Below are 15,335 nucleotides of genomic sequence, written 5' to 3' on the forward strand. Positions count from 1 at the left end.
TTACGTTGATTAGCGGCAGATGCGACTTATTTTTTCGGCAGGTGCGGTGCCAACAGCAGCAGGTCGGCCGCCGACAGACGGTCCGGCGCGGTGGCGGCCTGGTGCCAATAAGGATAAATCAGTGGCGGGCGGCTCACTTCCTCCAGCCGCTGAAGGTCCTCCTCATTCAGGTTCAGATTGGCCGCTTGCAGGTTGTCCTGCAGTTGGGTGTCGTTGCGCGCACCGATCACCACCGAGGTGATGGTAGGCCGCGCCAGCAGCCAGGCCAGGGAGACTTGAGCCGCGGACACGCCGTGCGACCGGGCGATATCCACCAGCACGTCGACGATATCGTACAGCCGTTCCTCGTCGCGAACCGGTGGCTCGCCCCAGTTGGCCAGGTGACGAGTGCCTTCCGGCGCGGGCTGATTGCGGCGGTATTTACCGGAAAGCAGACCGCCGGCCAGCGGGCTCCACACCAGGACGCCGACGCCCTGATCCGCTGCGATCGGCAGCAGTTCATACTCTGCCTCGCGGGCCTGCAGCGTGTAATGAATCTGCTGGCTGACCGGGCGCACCAGACCCAGGCGTTCGGCGGCACCCAGGTGTTTCATCAGGTGCCAGCCGGAAAAATTGGACACGCCGACGTAACGCACCTTGCCGCTGCTGACCAAATGCTCCAGCGCGTGCAGGGTCTCGTCAACCGGCGTCAGGCCGTCCCATTCATGCAGTTGATACAAGTCGAGATAGTCGGTGTTCAACCGCCGCAGACTGGCTTCGCAGGCGCGGATCAAATGATGGCGAGACAGCCCCGCGTCGTTCGGGCCGGCGCCCATGGGGAAGCGGGCCTTGCTGGCGACCAGGACCTGCTGGCGTTTTTTGCCCAGAGCCTGGCCCAGGATCTCTTCCGCCTTGCCGGCGGAATAGACATCGGCGGTATCGAACAGGTTGATGCCGGCGTCGATACAGCGGTCTATCTGGCTGCGGGCTTCGTCAACGCCGGTATCGCCGGTTTTGGCGAATTTGCCTGCGCCGCCAAAGGTCATGGTGCCGAGACTCAGCGCCGAAACTTTCAGGCCGGAATGGCCAAGCTGACGGTATTGCATCGTTTAACTCCTTGCCTTGGTTGCCACGGATTCATCAGCGCCAGCCGGTGCCGACGAAGGGGATTTTTTCCGGCGGACTTCGCTGCCGGCATCGGGATTCAACGTCAGACTGTCTGCCACCGCCAACAGGGCGATAACGCCGATAGCCCCAAACGCCAACTGGAAATCGACCAGCGGCAGTCGACCGGCCGACGGCGGTATCAGCATTTCCGCCACCCGCAGCGCCAGCGCACCGATGGCGATGCCCAGGCCGCTGCCCAGTTGCTGCGATACGGTGAACAGGGTATTGGCGCCGCCCATCTGCGGCTGCGGCACTTCGGAAAATGCCAGCGTATTCAGCGCGGTGAACTGCATGGAACGCGTCAACCCGCTGACGAACAGCAATGCCACAATCAGCCAGGTTGGGGTTTGCGGCGTCAGCAACGCGCAGGCAAAAATGGTGGCGGCGTTCAGCAGCCCATTGACTACCAGCGTGGTGCGAAAACGGAAACGATAGAGCACGGCAGAGGTAAAAGGCTTCATCGCCAGATTCCCGGCAAACACCGCCAACACCAATAACCCGGCGTCGAAGGCGTTGAGACCAAAGCCGATCTGGAACAGCAGCGGCAGCAAGAAGGGCACGGCGCCAATGGCGATGCGGAACAAGGCGCCACCCCAAATAGTGACGGCGTAACTTTTTATTCGCATTGCCCACAGATCGATCAACGGGTGCGCGGTGCGTTTGGCGTGGCGCACCGCCAGCGCGCCCAGCGCCAGGCTGCCGAGGATGCACAGTACCGGCACCAGCCAGGAGAGCTGCGGGTGGTTGATCAGGTCCAGGCCGAACATCAGGCCGAAGCAGGCGATGCCGGTCAGCATGAAGCCGATGGCGTCAAAGGGCACGCCTTTGTGCGGCGCTTCTTGCGGGATCAACCGCCAGGCCAACCACAGCGCGGCGACGCCCAGCGGCACGTTGAGCAGAAAAATCCAGTGCCATGACGCGTAGGTAGTAATAAAACCCCCGACCGGCGGGCCAAGAATGGGCGCCACCAGCCCCGGCCAGGTAATGGTGGCGATGGCTTTTATCAGATCCGGTTTGGCGGTATTGCGCAGCACCACCAACCGGCCGACCGGCACCATCAGCGCGCCGCCAAAGCCTTGCAGAATGCGGGCAGCGGTAAAGGTGGGCAGGTTAACGCTGGCGGCACACAGCACCGAGGCCAGGGTAAAAATCACTACCGCGGCGGCAAAGATATTGCGCGCGCCAAAGCGGTTGGCGATCCAGCCGCTGGCGGGAATAAACACCGTCAGCGTCAGAATATAGGCGGAAATGCCGATGTTCATATCCACCGCCCGCACGCCGAAAGCGGCCGCCATCTGCGGCATGGCGGTGACAATCACCGTACCGTCGAGGTTTTCCATAAAAAAGGCGCCGGCCACCAGCAACGGCAGCGCGCTGGCGCGTGAAAACCAGCTCATGGCACAGTGCGCCAGGTGACGCACAGATGGAATGCAGGCATAACAAGAAACCCCGTTTCAAAAAATGTAATCCGGACGAGTTTTCGAGCATAGCGCATCGTACACAGGTTAAACAGCGGTTAAGCAGGCGATGATTAGCGAGCGCAGCATTCTGCGCTCTCAGAGGGGGACAGCCGGTTTCAGCCCGGTTTTTTCGGGCCGAAGTCATGGGTAATCAACACTTAATTTTCGCTTAACCGCTGGCCGCTGGCGGCGTCGAACAGGTGGATCGCGTCGATGTTGGGCGCCAGCCACAGCGGCTGGCCGCTTTCTGCATTGATGCGGCCGCTGAACTGCACATGCAACCGGTAACCGCCCCAGGTCAGGTGCAACAGACTGACGTCACCGGTGATCTCCATCAGCCGAAGCTGGGCGGGCGGTTGTTCGCTGACCTCCACCTGCAGAAAATCGTGCGGACGCAGCCCGAGGATCACGTTACTGCCCGGAATTGCTTGCCGCCACTTATCGGGCAGCGGCAGCCAAAGTTCACCGCAGGTTACGCCGGGGCGATCGCCGCGCGGCGTGACGATGCCGTCCAACAGGTTCATGGGCGGCGAACCGATAAAGCGCGCCACAAAGGTGTTGGCGGGCGCGTCGTAGATCTCCAGCGGCCGGCCCTGTTGCACGATATTGCCGTCTTTCATCACCACGATTTGATCGGCCAGCGTCATGGCCTCGATCTGGTCGTGGGTGACGTACACCGTGGTGGTTTTGAATTGCTGATGCAGCGATTTTATCTCGGCGCGCAGCTCCATGCGCAACTGGGCGTCGAGGTTGGACAAGGGTTCATCGAACAAAAAGACCTTCGGATTGCGCACCATGGCTCGCCCCATCGCCACCCGCTGGCGCTGGCCGCCGGACAGCTCTTTCGGATAGCGCTGCAACAGGTGATCGATCGCCAGAATGCGCGCTGCCTGCTGCACTTTGGTCTGCTGCTCGCTTTTGCTGACCTTCATGACCTGCATGTGAAACGCCATGTTTTCCGCCACTGTCAGGTGCGGATAGAGCGCATAGCTCTGAAACACCATGGCGATATCGCGATCGGCGGGGTCCAGATCGTTAATTTTCTGTTTATCCAGCAGGATAGCGCCATCGGATAGCGTATCCAGCCCGGCCAGCAAGCGCAGCAATGTAGATTTACCGCAGCCGGAGGGACCGACCAGCACGGTAAAGCTGCCGTCGGGAATGATCAGATCCAGCGGATTCAATACCCGCTGTTTGCCATAATATTTGGCGACTTTCACCAGTTCTACGCTTGCCATCAGATCATCTCTCCGGCGCAGGTTTTCAGGGTGTTCCAGTCCAGGTATTGACGCGGCGAACTGCTGATGGCGTGGCTGGCGGCGCGAATGCCCCAGCGCAGCGCCACCGTGGCCGAATGGCCGTGCAGGCAGGCGGTCAGGAACCCGGCGTTGAAACTGTCGCCGGCGCCGATGGTATCGACCACCTTGATCGGGTGCGCCGCAGCTTGCAACAGCCGTTCGCCGCACCACATGCGCGCGCCGTCCGGCCCGCACTTGACCACACAGGCGGCGTCGGTCGGTTGCTGGCGGTTCAGGGTGCGAGCGGCGGTGTACAGATCTTCATGGCCTGCCATGCCGCAGGTTTCCACTTCATTCAGCAGCAGAATGTCGCAGAACGGCAACCAGTCGGCGATCTGCCCGCGCAGCGCGTCGCTCCAGCCCTGCGGCGGCCAGCCGGTGTCCACCGCAATGCGGTAGCCGCGTTGGCGCAGCGTTTGCAGCAGCGCCGGGTAATCCGCCAGCAAAGTGGTGCACAGGAAGGTGCCGCATAACAGCACGGTGTCGCCGTTGCCGGCGAACAGCGGGATCTGGTGCAGCACGTCATCCTGGCTCAGGCGGGTGATGTGCCCTTGATTGCTGAAAAAGGTGCGTTCGTTGTCGGGGTGCGTCACGCCGAAGGTCAGCGAGGTTTCACAGCTGTAGGTCGGCCAGTACAGCGAGCTTTCCGGGAACAGCTGCGCCAGCCAGGGGCTGAAATAGTCGTTGCCCTGATTGGCCACCAGCCGGTAAGGCGTCTCCAGCGCCGCCAACGCCAGCGCGCAGTTGCCGGCCGAGCCGCCGGGGCGCAGTTCGCTGTGATCCAGCATCGCCTCGGTGCCTTTCTGCGGCCACTGGTGCAGGGTGCTCATGATCACGTCGACGTTGATATTGCCGACCACGTACAGGGTGGGTTTGGTGTTGGTATTCATCATGTGAATTCTTTCCCTTTTAAGTCAGCCCTTGCTGCCGCCGCTGGTTAACCCGCTGACCAGCGTTTTTTGCAGCCAAATGGCAATAAAGAGTGGCGGTATGGCGGCCAACATGCCGACGGCGGCGATCAATCCGTCATCGGTGGCGCGTCCCGCGGTGAAACCGGCGATAGTCACCGGCAGCGTCTGGGCCTGAATGTTGCTGGTAAACAGCAGCGCGTAGAAAAATTCGTCCCAGGCCAGCAACCAGCCGAACAACGCCGAGGCCCCGAGCGCCGGTTTCGCCAGCGGCAACGTGATGCGCAGCAGCACCTGCCACTGACGCAGCCCATCCAGCCGCGCCGCCTGTTCGATATCGATCGGCAAGGCGTCGAACTGATTCTTCAGCATCCAGGTGAGGAACGGCAGGATCAGCGAGCAGTAGACCAGCACCAGGCCGATATGGGTGTTCAGCAGCGCCAGCTGTTGCAGAATAAAGTACAGCGGCAGCACGAAGGCGACCGGCGGCACCATATAAATCGCCAGACTGGCGAACAGCCAGCCGTCGCGGCCCGGATAGCGTGAGAAGCTGAACGCCGCCGGGATCGCCAGCAGCAGCGAAATCAGCGTGGCGCCGCAGGCCACCAGCAGGCTATTGAACAGCGCGTGCAGGAACAGTGCCCCAGGCTGGCCGGCCTGTAACGACAGCAAGCTGCCGTAGCGTGAAAAGTCCCAGCGGCGCGGCAGCCATTCCAGCGGCACGCGGGTCAGATCGGCGGAGGAACTGACGCTCATCAAAAACAGCCACAGCATCGGCGCGAGGATCGACAGCGCCAATAGCAGCGCGGCGCCATAGCGTAGTATCAGGCGGATTTTACGCTTCATCGGCGAGGCTCCTTCGGCGTTGGCGGAACAGCATCAGCATGTAGAGTGCGATCAGCAAACCGCACAGCAGGGTCATCAGCACTGCGTAGGCGGCGCCGCTGCCGGCACGCAGATAGCTGAACGATTCCTGATAAACGAAAAAGCTGAGGGTCTTGGTGCTGTCCATCGGCCCGCCGCGGGTCATCACGTAAATGATGTCGAACACCTTGAAGGCGTCGATGGTGCGTAACACCAGCGCCACCGCCAGCGGGGCCAGAATGGCGGGCAGGGTGATGGCACGGAATCGCCGCCAGGCGGAAGCGCCGTCCAGTCGGGCCGCCTCGTACAAATCCTCCGGGATGGATTGCAGTGCCGCCAGCGTCAATAGGGTGATCAGCGGGTAGTTTTTCCAGATATCCGCCAGCATCACCGCGTTCAACGCCGAGGCGGGATCGCCCAGCCAACTGCGGTAATGGTCGATGACCCCAAGCTGAGTCAGCAGCGCATTGATGCTGCCGTAATCCGGATTGAAGTTCAGCCGCCACATTGTCGCGTTGACGATGGTGGGCAGCGCCCAGGGCAAAATCACCAGTACCCGCAGCAGGTTGCGGCCGTGGAATTGCTGGTTGAGCAGCAGCGCCACCAACACGCCAATCACCCCTTCGAACGCCACCGAAACCACGGTGAAATAGAGCGTGCGCCACAGCGTGGCCTGGAAATCCGGGTCGGTCAGGGCATACAGAAAGTTATCGACGCCGACCCAGGCAGGCGTTACGCCGTCACCGACCAGCGCCGCGTCGGTAAAGCTCAGCCACAGGGTGCGGCCCAGCGGCCAGGCGGTTAACAGCAGCATCATCAGCAGCATGGGTGCCAGCAGCACCCATGCCTGACGCCGCTCACGTTGGGGCAAAGTGAGCATCGTCATCCCTTAACGCAGCCGTGCCGCGCTTTTGGTAGCCGCATCCAGGCCCGCTTGCGGCGTCACCTTGCCTTGCAGGATCTGCTGCAAATCTTGCTGCAATCCGTTGGAAAGCCGTGAGTAATCGGCAGTTTCAGGGCGCGACAGCATCACGTTCAACGATTGTTTGGCGGCGGCGATCAAGGGTTGCTGGTCTTTCTGCACCGCCGGATCGTCGTAGGAAGATTTCCAGATCGGCAGGCTCAGTTTGGCGTACTTATCCTGTACCGGCTGGGAGGTCATGTAGCTGATGTACTGCCAGGCCTGGTCCGGGTGGGCGCTGGCCTTGGCGATGCCGAGGCCCATCGAGCCGTTGACGGCGGAAACCTGGCCCTCAACCGATCCCGGAGCCGGCACGATGCCGACATCGCCGGCCACTTTGCTCTGCTTCGGATCGTTGGCCATGTTGTACATATAGGTCCAGTTGAGCGCGAAGGCGGCGTCGCCATTAGAGAAGGCTTTGCGCACGTCCTCTTCCAGATATTCGCGCGAGTTCGGGTTGGTCAGCCCCTTGTCCAGCGTGTCTTTCATGTAGCCGGCGGCCTGTAATGATGCTGGGGTGGAGAAGTTGATTTTCCCCTGTTGGAAGAATTGCCCCTTGAAGGCGGACACCAGCGTGGTGTAATCGCAAACCAGCGCCTCGGCCTGTGACCAGCTCCACACCAGAGGGTATTTGACCACGTTTTTCTGTTTCAGGATTTCCGCCTGCTGCGCCAGTTCCTGCCAGGTTTTCGGCGGGGCGCCGATGCCGGCCTTGGCCAGCATGGCTTTGTTGTAATACAGGTATTTGGTATCGAGGATCCACGGCATTCCCCAGCGCTTGTCTTTGTAAGTGACGGTGGTCATGGCGCCGTCGAAAATCTTGCCGCTGTCGTCGGCGCTGATGCGCGAGGTGACATCCTGCAGCAGGCCGAACTTGACGAATTCGGCCGGCCAGATGGCGTCGAACAGCACCACGTCGTAGCCGTTGCTGCCTGCGCCGCGCGCCGCGACGATTTTATCGTGCAGCGCTTCGTAAGGGACGAACTCGAGGTTAACGGTGATATCCGGGTGCTGTTGGGTGAAATCGGCGGTCATGGCGCGAATGTCGTTTTCGCTATAAGCCGCCTGGGTCATAAACAGCGCGTTGATTTGCGTAGGGGCGGCAAAGGCGCTTGAGATGCAAAACGCCAGGGCAGACAGGGTACAGGCGGCCTTAGCGGCGCGGATAGGGCTTTTCATGGTGCGTTCTCCGGTGTTAAAAAGATTCTTAAATCAATTTGATTGCTTTAATGGAGGGCACCATACTGCAAACACCGATTTCCCTTTCTGCATAGGCAGTTATGACGACATCCGGCACTAACCTTGAACATGCTCGTGCACACAACCGGCGCGTAGTGATAGAGGCAATCCGTCTGCACGGCGAACTGACTCGTGCCGAAATCGCCCGGCTGACCTCACTGACGCCGCAAACCGTTTCAAACATCGCGACAGAGCTGGAGCAGGCCGGCATTCTCTCCTCGCACCTGCCGCGCCGTGCCGGAGGGAGGGGCCAACCGGCGACGCCGTTGACCCTCAATCCAGACAGTGCATATTCCATCGGCATCCATCTGGACCACCAGTCGCTTCTGATCATCGTCGTTGATCTGTCAGGAAGCGTTCGTTTCCATCGGCTGATTATGGTGCAAAAGCCGCAACCTGCTGCGACCTTGAAACTGATTTGTGATGTACTGCAAGAAATGCGCCAACAGCCGGATATGGCCTGGGGAAAAATGCTGGGCATCGGCGTGGTGATGCCGGGGCCGTTTGGCGTGGAAGGGATCTCCTCCGTTGGGCCGACTACCCTCAACGGCTGGGAAAATATCGATGTAGTGGCTGAACTTAACGCGCAGAGCGGCCTGCCGGTGACGCTGGAGAACGACGCCACCGTCGCCGCCATCGGCGAACGTCTGCACGGTGTGGCCAGGCAGCTCAATTCGTTTATTTATCTGTATCTCGGCACCGGCCTCGGGGCGGGGATCTTCACTGACGGGCGTATTTATACCGGCCATGCGCACAATGCCGGTGAAATAGGCCACATGATTGTGCAACCGGGCGGGCGGGCTTGTTATTGCGGCAACCAGGGTTGCCTTGAACGCTACGTCTCGCTGCAGGCAGCCTATGAGAGCTGCGGGCTGGATCCGATGCGTGCCATGCCGCAGGATCTGCTGGCATTGCCGCAGGCGCAGATCGACCTCTGGTTGGAGTCTGCGGTGCCTGCGCTGCGCCAGGCGATCAACATCGTCGAGTGCATGTTCGATGCCGAGGCGGTGATTATTGGCGGGCTGATGCCGGAAAGCATCGTTGAACAGTTGATCAAACGCTTGGCGCCCTTGCACCGCTCGGTGCGCAGCAAATACCTCGATGGTCTGCGCGTGCGGTTGGGCACCACCGGCGCGGATACCGCAGCATTGGGGGCGGCGGCGCTGCCGTTGTTCGACGAGTTTAACCCACGTTATGAAGTGTTATTGAAATAGCCACTTAATTTTCTCGATTTATATTTTTGCTCGATGTTGGTGCATCGGTTTAATTAGCTCAGGCAAGCAAACGGTTGCTATTTTCCAGGCAACCGTTTGCTTGCTTTTTAATTATTTTTACTTTCTCGTGCAATTCCAATTGTTCATTTTATGGTATTGTTTTTAAAGGGTATTTTTTAATAAAAAACCAACTGGCACGCTGCTTGCTATCCTTAAATCAACATCTGCAAACGATAAAAAGACCGACATATTCCACCGGATTGAGTTCACTCAACGGGGGGCGGTACGTGGGTCGGTAGAAAAGGAACGGCAACATGAACATGCAATTCACCACGGCTATTCGTGGCAATTTTTTCGATATCGCGGCCTGCGTGGAGAGCCCGCAACAGTTGAATGAGCAACTGCGGCATATTCCCGACGGATTACTGCTGCTAAACGAAGGCACCATTGTCTGGCTCGGCAGTTGGCAGCAGGGCGAACCGTTGTTGCCGCCGGGTTTTGAGGTGACGCATTACCGCGACAAGCTGATCGTGCCGGGGTTTATCGATACCCATATTCACTATCCGCAAACCGAAATGATCGGCGCTTATGGCGATCAGCTGTTGGCGTGGTTGAAGCACTATACTTTCCCGACCGAAAGCCAGTTCTGCTGCGAACGGCATTCCGGCAAGATGTCGGCGTTCTTCCTGCAACAACTGTTAAGCAACGGCACCACCACGGCGTTGGTGTTCGGAACGGTACATCCGCAGTCGGTTGACGCGTTGTTCAGCCAGGCGGCGGCGCTGAACATGCGTCTTATCGCCGGCAAAGTGATGATGGACCGCCACGCACCGGATGAACTGCTGGAAACCCCGGAGCAAAGTTACCGGCAAACCCGTGAACTGATCGAGCGCTGGCACGGCAAACAACGGCTGGGCTATGCGATAACGCCGCGTTTCGCCCCCACCAGCACCCCAGCGCTATTGGCGCAGGTGCAGCGGTTGCGCGAAGAGTTTCCGGATGCCTGGCTGCACACCCACCTGAGCGAGAACCTGGATGAAGTGGCCTGGGTGAAAGCGCTGTTCCCGGAGAACAGCAGCTATCTGGATGTGTATCACCAGTACGGCCTGACCGGCGAGAAAAGCGTATTCGCTCACTGCCTGCACCTGGAAGAGCAAGAGTGGGATTGCCTGTGCCAGACCGGCTCGGCGATCGCGTTCTGCCCGACCTCCAACCTGTTCCTCGGCAGCGGGTTGTTCAACCTGCAAAAAGCCTGGCAGAAGCAGGTGAAGCTGGGCATCGGCACCGATGTCGGCGCAGGCACCACCTTCAATATGCTGCAAACGCTGGGCGAGGCTTACAAGATCGGCCAGTTGCAGCGCTATAAGCTCTCCGCCTGCGAAGCCTTCTATCACGCCACCTTGGGCGGTGCGCGCGCGTTGGCGCTGGACGATAAAATCGGCAACTTCGGCGTCGGTAAAGAGGCGGATTTTGTGGTGTTGGATCCGGCGGTGTCGCCGCTGCAGAAGCTGCGCCATGAAAACAGCCGCGAACTGGCGGACCAGCTGTTCTTGCTGATGACGCTGGGGGACGATCGCAACGTTTATCGTACCTACGTTGACGGCAAAGTGGTTTATCGCGCGGCCGCGCACCAGGAGGCAGCATGATCCAGTTTCTGCTTAATCAAACGCTAAAAAGTGAAAGCGCGCTCGATCCCAACACCACGGTGCTGAACTATCTGCGCCGCAACCTGGGCCGTTGCGGCACCAAAGAAGGCTGTGCTTCCGGTGACTGCGGCGCTTGCACCGTCGTATTGGCCGAGCCGGAAGGCGGACAGTTGCGCTACCGCAGCGTCAATGCCTGCCTGACGTTCGTCAGCGCGCTGCACGGCAAACAGCTGATTACGGTGGAGGATTTGAAACACCATGGCCAATTGCACAGCGTGCAGCAGGCGATGGTCGATTGCCACGGCTCGCAGTGCGGTTTTTGCACGCCGGGATTTGTGATGTCGATGTTCTGTCTGCAAAAGAACGGCGGGGAATACCAGCGTGAGCAGGCGCAACAGGCGCTGGCGGGCAACCTGTGCCGCTGCACCGGCTACCGGCCGATTCTGGCGGCGGCGCAGCAGGCCTGCGGCGTCAAGGGCGAGGACAGTTTCGATCGCGGGCAACGGCAAACCGTGGAACGCCTGCAAGCCATCCGTGCCGCGACACCGCTGGAAGCGGCGGGTAAACGCTGTCTGATGCCGCAAACGATCGACGAGCTGGCGGGGTTGTATCAGCAACACCCGCAGGCAAAATTGTTGGCCGGCGGCACCGATCTGGCACTGGAGGTCACCCAGCGCCACCAGGATTTACCGCTGATGATCGCCATTGGGCAGATTGAGGCGTTGAAGCAAGTCAGTTGGCAGGGCGAACGCTTGACGATCGGTGCCGGTGCGGCGCTGAGCGACCTGTATCCGCTGCTGGAAAAATATCACCCGGCCTTCGGCGAGTTGCTGGCGCGTTTCGCTTCGCAGCAGATCCGCAACCAGGGCACCTTGGGGGGTAATATCGCCAATGCTTCGCCGATTGGCGACGGCGCACCCATGCTGCTGGCGCTGGATGCCATGCTGAACCTGCGCTGCGGCGATGTGCGGCGTGAGTTGCCGCTGCACGATTTCTTCCTGGGCTATCGCCAGACCGCGCTGCAACCGGGGGAATTTATCGAAAGCATCGTGTTGCCGGCCACCGCTCCGGCGGATTTCCGCGCCTGGAAAGTCTCCAAACGGCTGGAGGACGATATTTCGGCGGTATGTGGCGCCTTTAACCTGGGGATAGAACGCGGCATTATTCGCAGCGCCCGGTTGGCATTTGGCGGCATGGCGGCGACGCCAAAACGCGCCTTGCTATGCGAACAGCAACTGGTGGGGCAGCCCTGGCGGCGCGCCACCGTTGAACGTGCGGTGCAGGCATTGGCGCAGGACTTTACGCCGCTGAGCGATTTTCGCGCCAGCAGCGGTTATCGCCTGCTGGTGGCGCAAAACCTGCTGCGCCGCTATTTCATTGCGCTGACCGCGCCGCATTTGGCGATTGAGGTGACGGCTCATGAGTAATAACAAACGCATTGAAGCGACGCAGGAACAACTGGCCGAACGTTTCCGCCAGCCATTGACCACCGGGGTGGGCCGTAGCCGCAAACATGAAAGCGCCGACAAACACGTCAGCGGCGAGGCGCAATACATTGACGATCGGCTGGAGTTCCCAAACCAGTTGCATCTGGCGGCCAGGCTGAGCGAGCGGGCGCATGCGCGCATCATCAAGCTGGATTTGTCGGCCTGTTACGCTTTCCCCGGCGTGGTGCGGGTGATCACCTGGCAGGATGTGCCGGGGGAACTGGATATTGCACCGCTGACCCACGGCGATCCGCTGCTGGCGAAGGAGACGGTGGAGTACGTCGGGCAGGTGATCGCGGTGGTGGCGGCAGAAGATCCCGAGATCGCCTGGCGGGCGGCGCAGGCGGTGAAGGTGGAGTATCAGGATCTGCCGGTGCGGCTGGACGTGACGCAATCGCTGCGCGAAGGCTTTGTGGTGCAGGAGGCGCACCATCATCGGCGCGGCGATGCCGACGGCGCGCTGGCGCGGGCTTTGCACCGCATTCAGGGCGAGTTGCACGTCGGCGGCCAGGAGCATTTTTATCTGGAGACCCAGATTGCGTCAGTGATGCCCGCCGAGGACGGAGGCATGCTGGTGTATTCCTCCACCCAGAACCCGACCGAAATCCAGAAGCTGGTGGCCTCGGTGCTCAATCTGCCGATGCACAAGATCACCCTCGACATGCGTCGCATGGGCGGCGGCTTCGGCGGCAAGGAAACCCAGGCTGCCGGCCCGGCGTGCCTGTGTGCGGTGGTGGCGCACCTGACCGGCCGGCCGGCCAAAATGCGCCTCAACCGCCGCGACGACATGCTGATCACCGGCAAGCGCCACCCGTTTTATATTCACTATGACGTTGGCTTTGACGATGCCGGGTTACTGAACGGCATCAAGATCGACCTGGCCGGCAACTGCGGCTATTCGCTCGATCTCTCCGGTTCTATTGTCGATCGCGCCATGTTCCACGCCGATAACGCCTATTTCCTGCAAGATGTATTGATTACCGGCCACCGATGCAAAACCCATATCGCGTCCAATACCGCCTATCGCGGCTTTGGCGGGCCGCAGGGCATGATGGCGATTGAGCAGATCATGGACCATATTGCGCGCTATCTGGCGCTCGATCCGTTGGCGGTGCGCAAGACCAATTATTACGGCAAGGACCACCGCAACATCACCCATTACCACCAGCCGGTGGAGCAGAACCTGCTGCAGGAAATGACCGCCGAACTGGAACGCAGCGCGGATTATCAGGCACGGCGCGAGGCTGTCCGCCGTTTCAACGCCGAGAACCCGATCCTGAAAAAAGGGCTGGCGCTGACGCCGGTAAAGTTCGGCATCTCTTTTACCGCCAGCTTCCTCAACCAGGCCGGTGCGCTGGTGCTGGTTTACACCGACGGCAGCATTCAGCTCAACCACGGCGGCACCGAGATGGGCCAGGGGCTGAACACCAAGGTGGCGCAGATCGTCGCCGAAGTGTTCCAGGTGGATATTGAACGCATACAGATCACCGCCACCGACACCGGCAAGGTGCCGAACACGTCGCCGACGGCAGCGTCATCCGGCACCGATTTGAACGGCAAGGCGGCGGAGAATGCGGCGCTAATCATTAAACAGCGGCTGATCGACATGCTTGCCAAACAGCACCAGGTCAGCGCCGAACAAATTGCCTTCAGCAACGGCCAGGTCAGGGTGGGCGAGCGCTATTTCAGCTTCGAGCAGGTGGTCGAGCAGGCGTATTTCAATCAGGTTTCGCTCGCCAGTACCGGTTATTACCGCACGCCGAAGATTTTCTACGATCGCGACAAGGCCAGCGGTCACCCGTTCTATTACTTTGCCTACGGCGCGGCCTGCGCGGAGGTGTTGATCGACACCCTGACCGGCGAATACAAACTGCTGCGCGCCGATATTCTGCATGACGTGGGCGACTCGCTGAACCCGGCTATCGACATCGGCCAGGTTGAGGGCGGCTTTGTGCAGGGCATGGGCTGGCTGACCAGTGAAGAACTGGTGTGGGATGAACAAGGCAGGCTGCTGACCAACGGCCCGGCGAGCTATAAAATTCCGGCGATTGGCGATGTGCCCGCCGATCTGCGCGTTACGCTGCTGGAGAACCGCAAAAACCCGGAAGATACGGTGTTCCATTCCAAAGCGGTGGGCGAGCCGCCGTTTATGCTGGGGATCTCGGTTTGGTGCGCGATCAAGGACGCGGTCGCCAGCCTGGCGGACTACCGCCTGCAGCCCAATATTGACGCGCCGGCCACGCCGGAACGGGTGCTGTGGGGCGTGCAACAGATGCTGTCAAGTGACATTGTCACTGAACTGACGCGGGGGAACGGCGATGGACGAATGGATTGAGGCGCTGGCGGAAGCGCGCAGGCGTGGCGAGCCCTGCGTGCTGGTGACGTTGGTGGACGAACGAGGTTCCACGCCGCGTAACCGCGGGACCAAAATGCTGGTGACCGCCGAACGGGCGGTCAATACCATCGGCGGCGGTCACCTGGAGTTCCAGGCGCTGGCGATTGCGCGTGAGATGTTGCAACAGGGTGACGCCACGCTGCGGCTGGAGCGTTTCCCGCTGGCGGCGAGGCTCGGCCAGTGCTGCGGCGGAACCACCAGAGTGCTGTTCGAACCCTTGATCCCACCGCGCCCGCAAATCGCGCTGTTTGGTGCCGGGCATGTGGGCCGTGCGCTGGTGAACATTCTCGCCACCTTGCCGTGCCGGGTGCGTTGGGTTGATGGGCGTGCGGAGGAGTTCCCTGCGGCGATGCCGCCGGGAGTGCGGCAAGAAATTTGCGATGAGCCGCTGGAGATCGTCGATGCCATGCCGCCGGGCAGTTATTTCATCGTGATGACCCACGATCACGCGCTGGATCTGGCGCTGGCGGAGCGCATTTTGCGCCGTGGCGATGCCGGTTACTTTGGCCTGATTGGTTCGCTGACCAAGCGTAAACGTTTCGAATACAAGCTTGGCCAGCGTGGCATCAGCGAACAGGCTATAGCCGCCATGCGTTGCCCGCTGGGCTTGCCCGACGTCAAAGGCAAACTGCCTGCAGAGATCGCGGTAGCGGTGGCCGGGGAGATTATTGCTTGTTACGGGAGGGGGGAACGGGGTTAAAACCGCGGCGGGTTGTT

Annotated in this window: 12 protein-coding genes; 5 read left to right on the top strand and 7 right to left on the bottom strand. The window is 60.6% G+C overall.

The window, feature by feature from the left end:
- Window positions 1–26: 26 nt before the first annotated feature.
- The 7 genes from ACUTQW_RS04555 to ACUTQW_RS04585 all read right to left on the bottom strand — a co-directional run bounded on the left by ACUTQW_RS04555 (window position 27) and on the right by ACUTQW_RS04585 (window position 7,816).
- On the bottom strand, window positions 27–1,085 hold the full coding sequence (locus tag ACUTQW_RS04555) for an aldo/keto reductase (protein ID WP_020438970.1): 1,059 nt from the start codon (window positions 1,083–1,085) through the stop codon (window positions 27–29).
- Between the two features lie 3 nt (window positions 1,086–1,088).
- The gene (locus tag ACUTQW_RS04560) at window positions 1,089–2,543 is read right to left on the bottom strand and encodes an MFS transporter (RefSeq protein WP_020438971.1); all 1,455 of its coding nucleotides are present in this window, start codon (window positions 2,541–2,543) and stop codon (window positions 1,089–1,091) included.
- A gap of 221 nt (window positions 2,544–2,764) precedes the next feature.
- Window positions 2,765–3,844 carry an ABC transporter ATP-binding protein gene (locus tag ACUTQW_RS04565; protein ID WP_020438972.1) on the bottom strand — a complete coding sequence of 360 codons (1,080 nt, stop codon included), beginning with the start codon at window positions 3,842–3,844 and terminating at the stop codon, window positions 2,765–2,767.
- Window positions 3,844–4,797, bottom strand: coding sequence for a carbohydrate kinase family protein (locus ACUTQW_RS04570; RefSeq protein WP_004944038.1), 954 nt, complete (start codon window positions 4,795–4,797; stop codon window positions 3,844–3,846). Before ACUTQW_RS04570 ends, ACUTQW_RS04565 begins: the two co-directional genes overlap by 1 nt.
- 21 nt (window positions 4,798–4,818) lie before the next feature.
- Window positions 4,819–5,658 (bottom strand): carbohydrate ABC transporter permease, encoded by an 840-nt coding sequence (locus tag ACUTQW_RS04575; RefSeq protein WP_006325048.1) that lies wholly within the window; start codon window positions 5,656–5,658, stop codon window positions 4,819–4,821.
- Entirely contained in the window at window positions 5,648–6,556 is a 909-nt protein-coding gene (locus ACUTQW_RS04580) for a carbohydrate ABC transporter permease (protein ID WP_006325049.1), read from the bottom strand. Before ACUTQW_RS04580 ends, ACUTQW_RS04575 begins: the two co-directional genes overlap by 11 nt.
- A gap of 9 nt (window positions 6,557–6,565) precedes the next feature.
- A complete protein-coding gene (locus tag ACUTQW_RS04585) occupies window positions 6,566–7,816 on the bottom strand; it encodes an extracellular solute-binding protein (RefSeq protein WP_004944048.1) in 1,251 nt (416 codons plus the stop codon).
- Between the two features lie 101 nt (window positions 7,817–7,917).
- Here ACUTQW_RS04585 and ACUTQW_RS04590 point away from each other — a divergent pair, with 101 nt between their 5' ends.
- The 5 genes from ACUTQW_RS04590 to xdhC all read left to right on the top strand — a co-directional run bounded on the left by ACUTQW_RS04590 (window position 7,918) and on the right by xdhC (window position 15,318).
- Entirely contained in the window at window positions 7,918–9,090 is a 1,173-nt protein-coding gene (locus ACUTQW_RS04590) for an ROK family transcriptional regulator (protein ID WP_004944049.1), read from the top strand.
- 314 nt (window positions 9,091–9,404) lie between these two features.
- Window positions 9,405–10,736: a guanine deaminase gene (guaD, locus tag ACUTQW_RS04595; protein WP_006325054.1), complete on the top strand. Its 1,332-nt coding sequence runs from the start codon at window positions 9,405–9,407 to the stop codon at window positions 10,734–10,736.
- A complete protein-coding gene (gene xdhA / locus ACUTQW_RS04600; RefSeq protein ID WP_006325056.1) occupies window positions 10,733–12,163 on the top strand; it encodes a xanthine dehydrogenase small subunit in 1,431 nt (476 codons plus the stop codon). The genes guaD and xdhA overlap by 4 nt, the downstream gene beginning before the upstream one ends.
- On the top strand, window positions 12,156–14,558 hold the full coding sequence (gene xdhB, locus ACUTQW_RS04605) for a xanthine dehydrogenase molybdopterin binding subunit (RefSeq protein WP_006325059.1): 2,403 nt from the start codon (window positions 12,156–12,158) through the stop codon (window positions 14,556–14,558). The genes xdhA and xdhB overlap by 8 nt, the downstream gene beginning before the upstream one ends.
- Window positions 14,542–15,318, top strand: coding sequence for a xanthine dehydrogenase accessory protein XdhC (xdhC, locus tag ACUTQW_RS04610; protein WP_445654810.1), 777 nt, complete (start codon window positions 14,542–14,544; stop codon window positions 15,316–15,318). Before xdhB ends, xdhC begins: the two co-directional genes overlap by 17 nt.
- Window positions 15,319–15,335 lie beyond the last annotated feature (17 nt).

Source organism: Serratia sp. TSA_7 (genome assembly GCF_052692135.1).